At 31.0% G+C, this 15321-nt stretch carries 17 protein-coding genes; 10 read left to right on the top strand and 7 right to left on the bottom strand.

The genetic code is table 11. The features are described from left to right. Window positions 1-57 precede the first annotated feature (57 nt). Window positions 58-1563 (top strand): hypothetical protein, encoded by a 1506-nt coding sequence (locus EYW44_RS18585; protein ID WP_132726232.1) that lies wholly within the window; start codon window positions 58-60, stop codon window positions 1561-1563. Here the strand turns inward: EYW44_RS18585 and EYW44_RS18580 are convergent. From EYW44_RS18580 to EYW44_RS18550, 7 genes are all read right to left on the bottom strand, one after another. Next, window positions 1558-1947 carry a VOC family protein gene (locus EYW44_RS18580; protein ID WP_132726229.1) on the bottom strand — a complete coding sequence of 130 codons (390 nt, stop codon included), beginning with the start codon at window positions 1945-1947 and terminating at the stop codon, window positions 1558-1560. The two genes, EYW44_RS18585 and EYW44_RS18580, sit on opposite strands and share 6 nt — an antisense overlap. Window positions 1948-2094: 147 nt before the next feature. Continuing rightward, the gene (locus tag EYW44_RS18575; protein ID WP_243643698.1) at window positions 2095-3390 is read right to left on the bottom strand and encodes an alginate export family protein; all 1296 of its coding nucleotides are present in this window, start codon (window positions 3388-3390) and stop codon (window positions 2095-2097) included. 11 nt (window positions 3391-3401) lie between these two features. Continuing rightward, window positions 3402-4160 carry an ABC transporter ATP-binding protein gene (locus tag EYW44_RS18570; protein ID WP_373681078.1) on the bottom strand — a complete coding sequence of 253 codons (759 nt, stop codon included), beginning with the start codon at window positions 4158-4160 and terminating at the stop codon, window positions 3402-3404. Window positions 4161-4242: 82 nt separating this feature from the next. Further along, the gene (locus EYW44_RS18565) at window positions 4243-5085 is read right to left on the bottom strand and encodes an ABC transporter ATP-binding protein (protein WP_132726223.1); all 843 of its coding nucleotides are present in this window, start codon (window positions 5083-5085) and stop codon (window positions 4243-4245) included. A gap of 61 nt (window positions 5086-5146) precedes the next feature. After that, a complete protein-coding gene (locus tag EYW44_RS18560; protein WP_132726220.1) occupies window positions 5147-6295 on the bottom strand; it encodes an ABC transporter permease in 1149 nt (382 codons plus the stop codon). Between the two features lie 78 nt (window positions 6296-6373). Then, on the bottom strand, window positions 6374-7774 hold the full coding sequence (locus EYW44_RS18555; RefSeq protein ID WP_132726217.1) for a CmpA/NrtA family ABC transporter substrate-binding protein: 1401 nt from the start codon (window positions 7772-7774) through the stop codon (window positions 6374-6376). A 172-nt stretch (window positions 7775-7946) separates the two neighbouring features. Beyond that, entirely contained in the window at window positions 7947-8675 is a 729-nt protein-coding gene (locus tag EYW44_RS18550) for a Crp/Fnr family transcriptional regulator (protein ID WP_132726214.1), read from the bottom strand. A gap of 219 nt (window positions 8676-8894) precedes the next feature. Here EYW44_RS18550 and EYW44_RS18545 point away from each other — a divergent pair, with 219 nt between their 5' ends. The 9 genes from EYW44_RS18545 to EYW44_RS18505 all read left to right on the top strand — a co-directional run bounded on the left by EYW44_RS18545 (window position 8895) and on the right by EYW44_RS18505 (window position 15293). Further along, window positions 8895-10073: a molybdopterin molybdotransferase MoeA gene (locus EYW44_RS18545; RefSeq protein WP_132726211.1), complete on the top strand. Its 1179-nt coding sequence runs from the start codon at window positions 8895-8897 to the stop codon at window positions 10071-10073. A gap of 3 nt (window positions 10074-10076) precedes the next feature. Then, window positions 10077-10418 (top strand): winged helix-turn-helix domain-containing protein, encoded by a 342-nt coding sequence (locus tag EYW44_RS18540; protein WP_132726208.1) that lies wholly within the window; start codon window positions 10077-10079, stop codon window positions 10416-10418. 2 nt (window positions 10419-10420) lie between these two features. Continuing rightward, window positions 10421-11158, top strand: coding sequence for a sulfite exporter TauE/SafE family protein (locus EYW44_RS18535; RefSeq protein ID WP_132726205.1), 738 nt, complete (start codon window positions 10421-10423; stop codon window positions 11156-11158). A 1-nt stretch (window position 11159) separates the two neighbouring features. Next, complete coding sequence (gene mobA / locus EYW44_RS18530) at window positions 11160-11744, top strand: molybdenum cofactor guanylyltransferase (RefSeq protein WP_132726202.1); 585 nt, start codon at window positions 11160-11162, stop codon at window positions 11742-11744. Next, entirely contained in the window at window positions 11728-11961 is a 234-nt protein-coding gene (locus tag EYW44_RS18525; protein ID WP_132726199.1) for a MoaD/ThiS family protein, read from the top strand. The genes mobA and EYW44_RS18525 overlap by 17 nt, the downstream gene beginning before the upstream one ends. 83 nt (window positions 11962-12044) lie before the next feature. Continuing rightward, window positions 12045-12488 carry a molybdenum cofactor biosynthesis protein MoaE gene (locus tag EYW44_RS18520; RefSeq protein WP_132726196.1) on the top strand — a complete coding sequence of 148 codons (444 nt, stop codon included), beginning with the start codon at window positions 12045-12047 and terminating at the stop codon, window positions 12486-12488. A gap of 252 nt (window positions 12489-12740) precedes the next feature. Continuing rightward, window positions 12741-13649: a bifunctional molybdenum cofactor biosynthesis protein MoaC/MoaB gene (moaCB, locus tag EYW44_RS18515; RefSeq protein ID WP_132726192.1), complete on the top strand. Its 909-nt coding sequence runs from the start codon at window positions 12741-12743 to the stop codon at window positions 13647-13649. Continuing rightward, entirely contained in the window at window positions 13650-14657 is a 1008-nt protein-coding gene (gene moaA, locus EYW44_RS18510; protein ID WP_132726189.1) for a GTP 3',8-cyclase MoaA, read from the top strand. Between the two features lie 15 nt (window positions 14658-14672). Beyond that, entirely contained in the window at window positions 14673-15293 is a 621-nt protein-coding gene (locus EYW44_RS18505) for a hypothetical protein (RefSeq protein ID WP_132726186.1), read from the top strand. The last annotated feature ends 28 nt before the right edge of the window (window positions 15294-15321 follow it).

Below are 15321 nucleotides of genomic sequence, written 5' to 3'. Positions count from 1 at the left end.
ATGATTTAAAATAAATTGTTTTTATTTATATATTTGAATTAAAACTGACGATTAAAAATGAGTTTAAATTCAGTTATTTCTTCTTTTTCTACGGATGATTATACAAAGTTTATCTATTTTTTAAATAAGAGAAATAGGCGAACAGATGCTAAGAATATTCAATTATTTAAGCTGATTTATGCAGGAGAATTGTCATCAGAAGAAATTTGTAGTCAATTATATGCGAGTAAAAAGAAAGACGCTTATCATGCGCTCAGAAAAAGACTGTATGAATCTCTAATCGATTTTTTGGCAGCATCTAACTTAGAAGAAGAGAGTTCTGATAAGATAGAAGTGATTAAATATATTTTAGTAGCACGTTCCTTTTTGCAACAGCAACAATTTGTTACAGGGTTTAAACTATTAAAAAAGGCAGCCACTATTGCTCGTGAATATCAATTGTATCCGTATTTAAATGAAATTTATCAGTTAAGAATTCAGTTTTCGTATGCTAATGAGGCAGAAGATTTAGAAGAACTAATTGCCGATTTTAGAGCAAATCAAAAGTTACATAGACTAGAAGAGGAGTTAAACATTGTATATGCTAAGGTAAGAAAGGTACTTCATCAAATAAGTAATAAAGGTGAGGTGGTAGATTTTCATAAAATCGTGTTGCAAATATTACATCAACAACAAATTAGTATTGATGAAACACTTTCTTTTAAATCGTTTTATCAATTATTAACTATTGCTAGTATTTCTGCTTTTGTAACTAAAGATTATATTCAAATAGAATCTTTTATGTTAGAAATGTATGCGTTGTTAGAAGAGCATCCAAATAAAGAAAAGGAAAGGTTTTATCACATTCATGTGTTATACATGATTGCCAATACGCTTTTTAGAACTAAGCAGTTTGAAAAATCTATGGAATTTTTGAAAAGAATGAATTCTGAAATAGCTAAAAACAAGCGAAAGAATGAACGAATTTTTAAGTTAAAGTATGAGTTACTTTATGTTTTAAATCTGAACTATACAAATTGTCAAGATGAAGCAATAGAACGGTTAGAATCTGTTTTAAGAAAAAAGCATCATGATTTAGTAGGTGTGTTAGATTTACATTTAAGTTTAGTAGTTTTTTATTCTCAAAAAGAAGAATTTAAAAAGTCTTATGCACTATTGTCTAAGCTTTATCATACAGATAATTGGTATCTAGAAAAAGTGGGTAAAGAATGGGTGATTAAAAAAAGTTTAATTGAGATATTGTTGTTAATAGAACTGGATTATTTGGAATTGTTTGAAAGTAGATTATTACGATTTAAAAGACAGTATGCTTCTTATTTAAAAGAAATAGGACAAGAGCGTGTGTTGATATTTTTGAAATATGCAGTACTTTATTATCAAAATCCAAAAGAAATTACTTCGGAATCCTTTTTAAATAAAGTAGAAAACTCTTTTGAGTGGATAGATGCAAAAGAGGAAGATATTTTTGTAATGAGTTTTTATGCTTGGTTAAAGAGTAAAATGATAAATAAACCAGTTTATAATGTTACTTTAGATTTGATAGAAATGGCTAAAAAATTATAAGAAAGCTTCATCAACAGGTTCCCAAAGTTCTATTTTATTACCGTCTAAATCAACAATCCAAGCAAACTTTCCGTAGCTGTATTCTTCTATCTCTCCGATAATAGTAACTCCTTCATTTTTTAATTCTTCTAGTAATTCTGTTAAATGTTCAACTCTATAATTAATCATAAAGTCTTTTTTAGAAGGAAGAAAGTGATTGGTGTCTTTTTTAAAGAGACTCCATTGTGTTGAAGCCTTATTGTTTTCATTGTCTTTCCACCAAAAAGTACAGCCCCAATCATCAGTATTAAATCCTAAATGTTTTTGATACCATTCTTTAGTAACATTTACATTTTCAGTTTTAAAAAATACACCGCCAATACCAGTTACTTTACCTTTTTTCATGAGAAAGAATTTAAAAACGATACAATTTACAAATAAAACTAATTATATACAGTAAAAGTAAAACCCTACAGGTTAAAAAACTGTAGGGCTCCTAAAAAATATAAACTAGACATAAAAATATAATTTATGCTCAATAACAATGCTTATTTATTTTTTGGTACCATTTAAAAACTTAGGTTTAAATACTAACATACCCCAAATCCAATTTTGCATTCCAGCAGCATTAACTTCTGGCACACCTTTTAGTTCATACATACCATCTGAAGCAAACATATGAGAATAACCAGCAACTAAAGCAAAACCTTTAAAACCTTGCTTGAAAACTAAATCTACTTCAGTTCCTAAAGATGATTCTCCGCTTGGTAAATCTTGATCAGCATTAAAGTTTAAAACTTTTACCATTAAATTTGATTTAGCTCCAAGTTTAAAATTTGAACTTACATGAATATCAAATAAACCTACAGAATTAGCATGGTTACCAACATAGAAATAATCCATAAATCCATTAAACTTATGATTTGTTCCGTATAATGGGAAGAAAGCAGAAGTAGCATCTGCATCAGTAGAGCTGTTTCCACTAATTAATTCTGCACCAGCACCTACAGTAATTTTATCTGAAGCCTTGTAAGTAGCGTCTAATCCAAGTAAATAAGCGCTTTCAACATCTTTATAGCTAGTACCATAAATAGCTCTACCCGTTTGTAAATATCCGTTTAAAGCAGCTCCGAATTTACCTGATTTATATTTTAAATGTGTACCAAATGTTTGTAAGTTTACTGTTTCTCCAAGTCCAATACTATGATTTTCAAAACCATTGTTCATAAATAATAAACTTCCAGAAAAAGTATCCCAACTTTGGTGTAAATGCAACATTTGCATTGTTTTATAAGTGAAAAAGCCAGAGGTGTTAAAATCGTTACCTACAGATACAAAACCGCCTGGGTTTTCAAAATCTTGATTAAAAGCCAAAGCTAAATCAGCGGCAAATTTCCCTTTTCTATATTTAATTAAACCAGCATCATGATTTCTACCTTGTTGTGCCCAGTCTAATCCACCTAAAATACGCTGATCATCATAAGATAATACTTGTCTACCTAATTTAGCAGAAAAACCATCACCGAAATCAACTTCAGCCCAAGCTTGAAAAACAGCAAAAGAATTATTTTGATCATTAGGTAAAATTTGTCGATTTTCTCCCCAAACAAGTACGTCTTGAAAACTTACAAAAAACTTGTAAGCATCTGTTTTATAACCAGCATTTAAACGTATTCTTGTAGAGGTAGCTAGTCCAGGGTCTGCGTCTTCAGGAATAATACTTCCAAATCCATTACGAAATTCAGTACGAGGTCTAAACTCACCACTTAATGTAAACTGAGCATTTACGGTGGTAACCACCATAAAAAGCAGTATTAAAAAAACATTCTTTGTTGTCATTTTTTTCATATTTGTAGTGTTTAATGTTCTAAAAAGTCTATTAGGTGTTTTCTGTATTCATAGTATTTATCATGTTCTAAAACGGTTTTTCTAGTTCTAGGTCTTTCAAAGTTGATGTTAAGTACATCACCAATTTTAGCTTTTGGTCCACTAGTCATCATTACTACTCTGTCTGCTAAAAAGATAGCTTCATCAACGTCGTGAGTAATCATAACTGCGGTAATTTTTTCTTTATTCCAAATCTCAATAAGTATGTCTTGTAATTCTCCTCTAGTTAAAGAATCTAACATTCCAAAAGGTTCGTCAAGTAGTAATACTTTTGGTTTTATAGCAAATGCTCTTGCAATTCCTACTCTTTGTTGCATTCCTTGAGATAATTCGCTGGCTCTTTTGTTAAAAGAATTTTCTAACCCAACTTTTTGTAAGTAATATTTAGCAATATCTTTTCGTTGTGCTTTTGTTGCATGTGGAAATACTTGATTTACACCTAGCAAAACATTTTGAAGTGAAGTCATCCAAGGCATTAAACTTGGAGCTTGAAAAATAACGCCTCTGTCTGGTCCAGGACCTTTAATCGGTTTCCCTAGTACAGATATATGACCTCCTGTAATTTCATTCAATCCTGCAATCATTGAAAGCATTGTTGTTTTTCCACAACCAGAATGACCAATAATTGTTACAAATTCTTCTTTCATAATTTGTAAATTCAAGTCTTCCAGTACAACATAATCTCCTTTAGGAGTTGGATATACTTTTTTTAAGTTTTTTAAATCCAACATAATATCCTTAGTAGCATTCACTTCAGTGATAATACTTGTGTTTTTTTCTAATACTTGTGTACTCATCTTCAATTCTCTTTAATTATGCTGAAATAAAACTTTTAGGCGCTAAATCTGGTAAAATGTAAGTTTCTTGGTTTTTAGATTTACGCTCATTTCCAATATCCATTAAATATTCAATAATGGCATTACGAGTCTTTTTGTAAACAGGATTGTCATTTAATGCTGTTTTATCTCTAGGGCGTTCAATATCAATGTTAAAAACAGGTCCTAATGTTGCATTTGGTCCAGGGCGTAAAGGAATAATTTTATCAGCCATATAAATTCCCTCATCCACATCATTCGTAATTAATAAGGCAGTTCTTTTATCTTTTTCCCAAATGTTTAAAATTTGATCTTGTAGGTTTCCTCTAGTCAATGCATCTAAGGCACCTAAAGGTTCGTCCATAATAATCATATCAGGTTTCATAGCTAAAGCACGAGCTACAGCTACACGTTGGCGCATTCCTCCAGATAATTCTTTAGGTAATTTGTTGATAGCAGGAGTTAAACCTACCATTTCAATATAATATGCTGATTTACGTTTCCAAACAGCTTTTTCTCTTTTAGGAAAGGCTTCTTTAACTGCCATTAATACATTTTGTTCTACTGTTAACCAAGGTAATAATGAGTAGTTTTGAAATATTACACCACGATCATGACTAGTTCCTTTAACAGGTTCTCCTTTAAATAATACTTCTCCTTTTGTAGGTTCTAAAAGTCCGTTTATTAAATTAACTAAAGTAGTTTTTCCGCTACCAGTAAATCCAACAATGGCAACAAATTCACCTTCTTCAATAGATAAGTTGATGTTAGAAAGTACTTCGGTTGCATTAGCGCCTTGTCCGTAAGTTTTGTGTATATTTTTTAATTCTAGATATGCCATTGGTGTCTTAATTTAAAGTTATAAATCTTTTTTTGTTAAAAAACAGGGTTTTACCTTATTTTTAAATTCCTTCGTTTTTGTTAAAAGACACCATGTTTTGGATTGTTAACATAATTCTGTCTAATAAGAATCCGATAATACCTATAACAAACATGGCTACAATAATTTTAGAATTAGAATCGTTGGCTCCATTTTGAAATTCTTCCCAAACAAATAAACCTAAACCAGGACTTTGAGCTAATAATTCAATAGCAATTAATACCATCCAAGCTACCGATAATGTAATACGTAAACCTGTAAATATTAAAGGTAAAGATGAAGGAAGCACTACTTTGAAAACTTTTTGTAATGCACCAAGCTTTAAAACTTTAGCTACATTTATGTAGTCTTTATCAACAGTAGAAACTCCCATGGCAGTATTTACTAAAGTAGCCCACATAGCACATAAACCTACACTGATAAAAGAAATTATAAAAGAGTTGTCTTTGCTTGATCCTAATAAAATTGTTTTTACAATCATAAACACAAGTAAGTACCAAACTACTGGAGATACAGGTTTAAATATTTGAATAAACCAGTTGAATGCATTTCTTAATTTATCGCTTAGTCCAATTACAATTCCTATTGGCACAGCAATAAATAGTGCTAATAGAAAACCAGCAAAAACTGTTTTTAAACTTGTTCCAATAATTTCTACAAAAGAAGCTCTACCAGTGTAAACGATCAATTTCTTTTTGGCTACTAAACCTTCGCTAATTTTATCAGCGTTATCAATGTTAAATTGTTTGATGCCTTCATTGGTAGATGCTACACTTTCGTAAAAATCTTTTTTATCTTGTTTAATAATGTAGTAATCGTTTACTAAAGTTATTAAAGAAGCCCATACCATACTTGGTGAAGGCAAAGTATTTGTTTGACAGCTTGATTCATTAGCTGCAAAACAAGCTTTCAAAGCATCAGCAGCCGCAACTCCTTGGTCAGCAAGTGCCTTTTCGACTCTATAGTTAATTTCTCTCTGACGTAAAGCCTCTGCACTTAAATACCAAATACCAATAAATGTTGCTATTGATAATACAGGTACAATTATCTTTTTAAAGATAGCCTCAAATGAAAAACTTGGTTTTTTGATGCTTATTTTAGAAGCTATGTTTCTAACGATTTCTAACCATTTAGCTTCTGCTGTTTTACTTACTGTTATACTTTGCTTCATGATATTGAACTTTTATTAGGTTTATATTTTTTAGGTGTAGCTTTTAAAGGTGTAAGCTATAAAACTTTCAATTTTCATTTATTTCTTTTCTTTATTACCAATAGAAAAGCTGTTGATATATGAAATAGGATCTTTTGCGTCGTACTTTTTACCATCAATAAAATCGGTAGTAGCTGGTTTGTAACCATCTGTTTCAGGGATATCTGAAGCAGGAATCTGTCCTTCCTCTACTAATAAAGTAGCTGCTTTTTTCCAGATATCTGGACGATAAATCTTTTTGATAGTTTCAGGATACCAGTTAGCAGGTTTTGTTTCTGTGATTTGACCCCAACGACGCATTTGAGTTAAAAACCAAATACCATCTGAATAAAAAGGATAAGTAGCATGATATTTATAGAATACATTAAAATCAGGCATTTCTCTTTTATCTCCCTTTTCAAATTCAAAAGTACCAGTCATAGAGTTTGCTAATACAATTTCATCAGCACCTACATATTGTGATTGTGATAATATTTTTACAGCTTCAGCTCTATTTGAAGGTTCATCTAACCATTTACCAGCTCTAATTAAGGCTTTGGTAACTGCAATAGCTGTATTCGGATTTTCATCAATAAACTTTTTAGTCATCACGAATACTTTTTCAGGGTTGTTTTTCCAGATATCATAGTTAGTGGTTACTGGAACTCCAATACCTTTAAATACTGCTTGTTGATTCCATGGTTCACCTACACAATATCCGAAGATAGTACCTGAAGCTAATGTTTTAGGCATTTGAGGTGGTGGGGTAACAGATAATAAAACTTCTGCATCAATTTGTCCTTGAGTATTGTCTTTAGTGTACATTCCTGGGTGAATACCTGCAGCAGCTAACCAATAACGTATTTCATAATTATGAGTAGATACAGGGAAAACCATTCCCATTTTAAATGCTTTACCTTCTCCTTTATAAGAAGAAATTACAGGTTTTAAAGCATCTGCTTTTATAGGGTGTATTGGTTTTCCGTCTTCACCTTTAGGTACATGAGGTTTCATTTTAGACCATACATCATTAGATACAGTGATACCATTTCCATTTAAATCCATAGAAAAAGTAGTTACTAATTCTGCTTGTCTTCCAAATCCAGCGCCAGCAGCAATTGGTTGACCGGCTAACATGTGTGAACCATCAAGTTGTCCGTCAATTACACGATCTAATACGTTTTTCCAATTCGACTGCGCCTCAACAGAAACAAATAGACCTTCATCTTTAAAAAAACCTTTTTCCTTGGCAATTGCTAAAGGAGCCATGTCGGTTAGTTTTATAAAACCAAAAGTCAATTGAGGTTTTTCAATTGCTAGTTTTTTAGTTTTTGATACTTTTTCTGTTTTAGTTTCTGTAATAACCTCTTTATTTTCAGGTTTTTTGTCTTTGCCCCCGCAAGCTATTAGCAGCATGGCTAATGATAAAAACCAGATAGAGTTTTTTAGTAGCGTTCTCATTGTTTTATTTTTAGATTAAATACGTATTGATACTTATTTTTAGCAAATATATACGTAGTTTTAAAATAAGCTTATGAGAAAGAGCGTGTAAAATTATCTTTTTAAAACACAAGAAAACCTGCTTTTTAGCAGGTTTTGTTTTTAAATTACTGGTTGTGAGGTGTTCTTGTTTTTACGTATCTAAGTAAAAATTGTGTTCGCTTATTTCTTTTTTAAGTAGTTCAATATCAGGTATTCCGATTTTTTTGCCCTTGGCAATAATTAAATTTTCTTTTTTGAGTGCAGAAATCATTCTAATTACTTGTTCTTCAGTAGTGCCAGCATAATCTGCATATTCTTTTCTGCTTAAAGTTAATTTAAGGAAATCGTTGGTGTTTCCGAATTTTCGATTTATATATAATAAGGTATCGATTACACGTTCTCTAACAGTCATTTGAGATAACGTTTTGACTTTCGCTTCGCTAGCATTTAATTCTTCAGCATAAAAAAGCATCAGGTCATAAGTGAATAAAGGATTTTCATGTAATACTTTTTGTAAGATGTCTTTTGAAAAATAGCAAAGTATGGTGTCTTCTAAAGCTGAAGCTCCAATTGAATAGTATTCTTCAGTTCCAAATCCACGATGTCCAATAATTTCACCTTCTTTTGCAAAACGTACTATTTGTTCTCTTCCGTTAATTCCTGTTCTTAAGACTTTTACTTTTCCTTTTAAAATAAAAAACAACCCGTTAACAGGAGCACCTTCAATAATAAACTGTTGTCCTTTTTTACATCGAATAGTATTTTTATTTTCAAAAAAATTAGCGTCTTGTAAAGCAGCTTTATTACGATTGATAAGGCAGGATGTGTTTTCACAGTTTTCGCACGAAATATGAAGGTTTGCTTTTGTTTTTAAGGGCATAATGTCGTTTTAAATAATAAATAGCTACTAAACGAATATAAGTATTTGTACGTATGATTAAAAATCATGGATTTACTTTTCAAGAGTAACTAAAAAACGATACTGATTTTTATCAATACCCAATTTTTAGCTTCGTTTTTTCATTTATTCATATTTATTTTATTCGTAAATAATTCTTTACAAAGATTCGTTATATTTGGTTAGATATAACGAATACAAATGATAACCATACAAGAAGCATTGTCTATTGTAAAAGATAATAGCAAACCTTTATTAAAAGAAACTACCAAAAAAGTAGAAAAAGCAGGTGGATACTTATTGTGTCAAGATGTTGTTTCTCCCATATATATGCCTCCATTCAGACAATCTGCTATGGATGGATATGCGTTATGTGTTCATGACTCGGTGGAATATACTTTGATTGGAGAGGTAAAAGCAGGTGATGATATTGAGCCAAAATTATTACCTGGACAAGCTGTTCGAATTTTTACAGGAGCAGCGGTACCAGACTCTGCTGGTGTTGTTATTATGCAAGAGAAAGTAACTGTAAAAGGAGAGGTTATTTTAATTGAAGATACTATTTCTGATGGTAAAAATATACGTCCTTTAGGAGAGCAGGTTCAAAAGGGAGGATTAGCCTTGAAAAAAGGAACTAAGTTAACACCTGCAGCTATTGGGTATTTAATTTCATTAGGAATTACTGAGGTGCTTGTATACAAAAAGCCATCAATAGCAATAGTGAGTACAGGAAATGAACTTGTACAGGCTGGACAAGATTTACCAAAAGGTAAAATTTATGAAAGTAACTCTAAAATGTTATTATCTGCACTATATTCTTTAAAGTTTTATGATGTAGAAATTCACACAATAGTAGATGATTATGAGCAAACCAAATCGAAATTATCAACAATTATTAACTCGTCAGATTTAGTGATTGTTACTGGAGGTGTTTCGGTAGGAGATTACGATTTTGTGGGAAAATCATTGAGAGAGTTAGCAGTACAAGAGCTTTTTTATAAAGTAAAACAGAAACCAGGAAAACCTTTGTTTTATGGTAAAAAAGGAGAAACGCATATTTTTGGATTACCAGGAAATCCCGCAGCAGCATTATCTTGTTTCTACTTATACGTATATATGGTACTACAAAAAATGATGAATAGAGCTGTGGTTGAGTTGCCAAGAGTTAAAGCTAAAACGACCAATGCTTTTATAAAAAGAGGAGACCGTCCACAGTTTTTAAAAGCAATATATAAAGAAGGAAATATTACCTTATTAGAAGGTCAAAGTTCTGCAATGTTACAAACTTTTGCATTGAGTAATGCGTTGGTTTTTGTTCCGTTAGAAGTGAGTAATGTGAATGTTAATGATGAATTAGAAACCATTTTGTTACCTGTTTAAAAAATGAGTAATTATAAGATTAAGAGTAGAATTTGGATAGAATCTGATAAGATTGTTTTTTTAGGAGAAGGTCGTATTCAATTATTAAAAGCAATTGAAGCTACAGGTTCACTATCAAAAGCTGCTAAATCTTTAAAATTATCATATAAGAAAGCATGGCATTTGTTAGATTCTGTAAATAAATCAGCTAAAAAACCTGTTACTATGAATAAGATAGGAGGCAAAGGAGGAGGAGGTACAGAGTTGACTGCTTATGGAAAATCGTTGATTCTTGTTTTTGAAAACATCAATCAACAATGCTGGAAGTTTTTAGATAATGAATTAAAAAAGTTAGATAATATTTAGTTATGTTAGAAGAATATACATCTTTGTTTTTTGTCATTTTACCAGTAGTTGCTTTTTTGTATGCGAGTGTTGGACATGGAGGGGCAAGTGGTTACTTGGCGTTAATGGCTTTGTTTTCATTTCCTACAGAAACGATGAAACCTACTGCCTTACTTTTAAATTTATTTGTAGCTGGAGTATCGTTTTACCATTATTATAAAGAAGGTCATTTTCATAAAAAACTATTTTTATCCTTTTCAATAGCATCTATTCCAATGGCTTTTTTAGGCGGAACCATGTCTATTCCAACGTCATTATATAAAAAGATTTTAGCAGGACTCTTAATATTTGCAATTTTAAAAATGTTGAATGTTTTTGGAAAAGAATCTAATGCTAATAAAGATTTTAAAGTAGGTTTAGGAATTGTAGCTGGAGCAGTTATTGGTTTTTTCTCTGGATTGATAGGTATTGGTGGAGGAATTATTTTAACACCGATTATTTTATTAATGAGTTGGGGAAATATGAAGCAAGCAGCAGGAGTTTCAGCACTTTTTATTTGGGTGAATTCTTTAGCTGGATTATTAGGACAATTAAGTAGTGGGGTGCAATTACACAAAGAATCGTTTTGGTTAGTAGTTGTTGCGTTATTTGGAGGCTTTTTAGGAAGTTATTATGGGAGTAAAAAATTAAACAATCAAGTGTTAAGATACGTGCTGGCTTTTGTATTGTTAATTGCTTGTGTAAAACTAGTTTTAACATAGGATGATTACAAAAAAAGATATAACAGGGATAGTTCTTGCTGGTGGAAAAAGTAGTAGAATGGGAACTGATAAAGGGCTGCTGTTATTTCAGAATACACCTTTTGTACAGCATAGTATAAATGCGTTAGATTGTTTGGTGTCTGATATTTTGTTGGTTTCAAACAATGTAGCCTACGATGTGTTTAAAGTAAAAAGAGTACAAGATTCAGTAGTTGATTTTGGACCTGTTGCAGGAATTTATGCAGGTTTATCGGCCTCTTTAACACCTTATAATATTGTGTTAAGTTGTGATATCCCTCTAATTCAAACTGTAATATTAGAAAAACTACTGAATGCAGTAGATAAAACATCTGAAGTTATTTTAATAGAAAGTGATGGAAGAAAAATGCCTTTAATAGCACTCTATAAAAAAGAATGTATGTTTCAATTTAAGGATGCTATCGAAGCTAAGGAACATAAGTTACAAAAGGTATTGGGTAAACTAAAAGTAAAATCGGTATTACTAACTAAAGAGGAAGAAGAGTTGGTAACTAATGTAAATACAAAGGAAGAACTAAATGCGATTATAGATGATGATAACAGTTAAGTATTTTGGACAAGTTTCGGATGTAACTCACAAAAAAGAAGAGCAAATTACAGTAGAGAAGGGAACTATTACTGATGTATTAGCTCATTTGTTAGCCGAATATCCAGAGTTAAAAAATATAGATTTTAAGGTAGCGCAAGGACAAGAATTAGTGAATGATAAAGTAGTATTGTCTGGTGAAGAAATCGCTTTGTTACCACCTTTTGCAGGGGGATGATTTAGAACTTAGAATTTTGTTTGGGATATTATGAAAGAGGAAAAATTCGTAATTAAAGTTAGACAACAATCAACTAAATAAAAATGGAAAGTAAAAAACCAAAAAATGTTTTTAAAGAAGGCGCTATTTCACCTCAGTTTATAGCAAATTCTATAGAAAAGCATCAGAGTAAAACTAATATTGGAGCTCATAATATTTTTTTAGGTCAAGTAAGAGCTGATGAAATTGAAGGTAAAACAGTTACCGCAATTGACTATACAACTTATGAAGGAATGGCGAATGCCAAGTTTCATGAAATTAGAGAAGCTACTTTTGAGAAGTATGATATTACTTGTATGCATATTTATCACAGCGTAGGTAGAGTAGCAGTAGGAGAGATTTGTTTGTTTGTATTTGTATCTAGTTCTAGAAGAAGAGTGGTTTTTGAAGCATTGGAATATGTAGTTGAAGCTATAAAAGCTGAGGTTCCAATTTTTGGAAAAGAACTGTTTGAAGATGCTAGTTATCAATGGAAAGTAAATACGTGATTTTAATTGTCAGTGCGCTGTGGTCAGTTGGCAGTTTTTTCAGTGATCAATGATCGGTTATCAATGATCATTTTTTGAAGAGCAATAAGATTAATATATAATAAAGAAAAACTTTCGACTTTTGTCTTTGGACTTTAGACTGATGTTTAGTTGTCATTTTTGAAAGGCATTAAAATTTAAAGACAAAAACAAAACTTTGTACTCAATACTCAATACTCAATACTCAATACTTAATACTCAATACTAAAAAAAATGGTAGATATTACACATAAAATAACCACATTACGATTAGCAACTGCAGAAGCTATACTAAAAGTAAGTGATATAAAAACAATTGAAGCTTTACAAAATAATACAGTACCTAAAGGTAATGTGTTTGAAATAGCAAAAGCGGCAGGATTGTTAGCTGTAAAAAATACATTTACTGTAATACCCGATTGCCATCCGTTGCCAGTAGAATTTACCTCAATTTCTTATGAGATAGAAGATTTAACGGTAAAAATTTATGTTGCTGTAAAAACGGTGTATAAAACAGGAGTAGAAGTAGAAGCAATGCATGGAGCTAGTATTGTAGCGTTAACAATGTACGATATGTTAAAGCCTATTGATAAGCAAGTAGAAATAGGAACTGTACGATTGTTAGAAAAAAGTGGAGGGAAAAGTAGTTTTAAAACAAAACATAGGTCACAATTAACCGCAAGTGTAATTGTTTGTTCAGATTCTGTTTCCGAAGGAAAAAAAGAAGACAGTGCAGGAAAGGTAATTATAAAAAAGTTAGAAGCAAATAATGTAGTTGTGGAGAATTATGATATTGTGCCTGATGAAATTGAAGTCATTAGGGAAAAAGCAACCACTTATGCAACAAAAAATCATTTGGTAATTTTTACAGGAGGTACAGGTTTGTCTTTTAGAGATGTTACTCCAGAAGCATTATTACCAATTATTGAACGTCGTATTCCAGGAATAGAAGAAGCAATTAGAGATTATGGACAAGAACGCATGCCTTATGCAATGTTATCGAGAAGTGTTGCCGGAACTTTAGGAGATGCTTTGGTATTAGCATTGCCAGGTTCTACAAAAGGAGCGTCAGAATCTATGGATGCTGTTTTTCCACATGTATTGCATGTATTTAAAATATTAAAAGGACAGAAACACGAGTAAATGACAGCAATTAAAAAAACACTAACCGATAGTTTTGGTAGAGAGCATACTTATTTACGTATTTCGTTAACCGAAAAATGTAATTTAAGGTGTACGTATTGTATGCCTGAACACGGAATTCCATTAACACCAAAAAGTCATTTAATGTCTGCGGATGAAGTGTTTGAAATTGCTAAAATTTTTGTGGAGAAAGGAGTTTCTAAAATTCGATTAACAGGAGGTGAGCCATTAGTCCGAAAAGATTTTTTAGACATTTTAAAAAGATTAGCTTCTTTAAATGTTCAATTAGCGTTAACCAGTAATGCAGTTATCATAGATCGTTTTGTTGATGATTTAAAAGTTTATCAAGTAAACGATCTTAATATTAGTTTGGATTCGCTTCAACCAGAAAAGTTTCATCATATTACGAAGAGAAATCAGTTTAAAAAAGTACATGAAAACTTATTAATGCTTATTAAAGAAGGTTTTCGTGTAAAGGTAAATGTGGTACTCATGAAAGGTTTTAATGAAGATGAGATTGTTGACTTTATTAATTTATCTCAAAAATATCCTATCAGTATCCGATTTATAGAGTTTATGCCTTTTGATGGAAATAAATGGGATAAGTCAAAAATGGTTTCCTACAAAGAAATTATGAATGTTGTTAGAGAATCGTTTGGAGAAAATGAAGTAGAACGATTGTTAGATGCACAAAATGATACTGCTAAAAATTATAAAATATCAGGTTATAAAGGAAGTTTTGGAATAATAAGTTCAGTTACCAATCCGTTTTGTGATACTTGTAACAGAATTCGATTAACTGCTGATGGAAAATTAAAAAATTGCTTATTTTCAGCTACTGAGTCTCATTTATTACCACAATTAAGAGTTGGTAAATCTATTGAGGCAATTATTGAAAAAGAAGTGAAATCTAAATTTAAAGTTCGTGGAGGAATGAATTCCCTCGAAAAATTAGAAAACCCCGATTTACATTCGAAAAATAGAAGCATGATTAGTATTGGGGGATAATGTTTAAAGGTTGCTATGGATAAACTAGAATTACAGTTTTTTGATAATATTAAGCGGTTTAAAAACTCTAAAGATTTTAAAAGTAAGTTTGAACAGGAATATAAGATATGTAATGATTATCAAATACAAATAAATTACAAAAAAGAGCTAAACCAAGGTTGTACTAGAATAAATAACTTTTTTGAGTTTTATATTAATGGTATTCCGCTTAGTCAGATACTAGACAAGTTTTTTAACAATTCTGAAACTCTACTAAACAATCAAAATGGTCAAATTGGATATTGCAAAAACTCTTATAATTTTGATAAATTAGTTATCAATAGTTTTTTAAAGAAGCCAATAACAAGTAAAGATTTGAGTATTTTTCCTAAAGAAGGGAAAGAAGAATGGTTTTTAGATTTTGTAGATGAACTGAATAAAGCAATTAACGAAGACGCTTTCTTTAGGTTTTATATTTGTTCTGTGTGCGGAGATGGTTACTGCCATCTGACATTGGGAAAGGTTATTAAAAATGAAAAAACATTTTCATGGATTTTTGAAAATTTTAAAGATGAAACTTTAAAATTTGAATTTGATAGTGATTCTTATATAAAAGTATTTAATGATTATTTGAAAGAATGTTTAATGGGGAATTGAAAAGATTATCAGGTTGTTATTCGCTATC

Source organism: Tenacibaculum sp. M341, assembly GCF_004337695.1.
Classification (GTDB): domain Bacteria; phylum Bacteroidota; class Bacteroidia; order Flavobacteriales; family Flavobacteriaceae; genus Polaribacter.
This window is presented reverse-complemented; position numbering and strand designations above follow the sequence as displayed.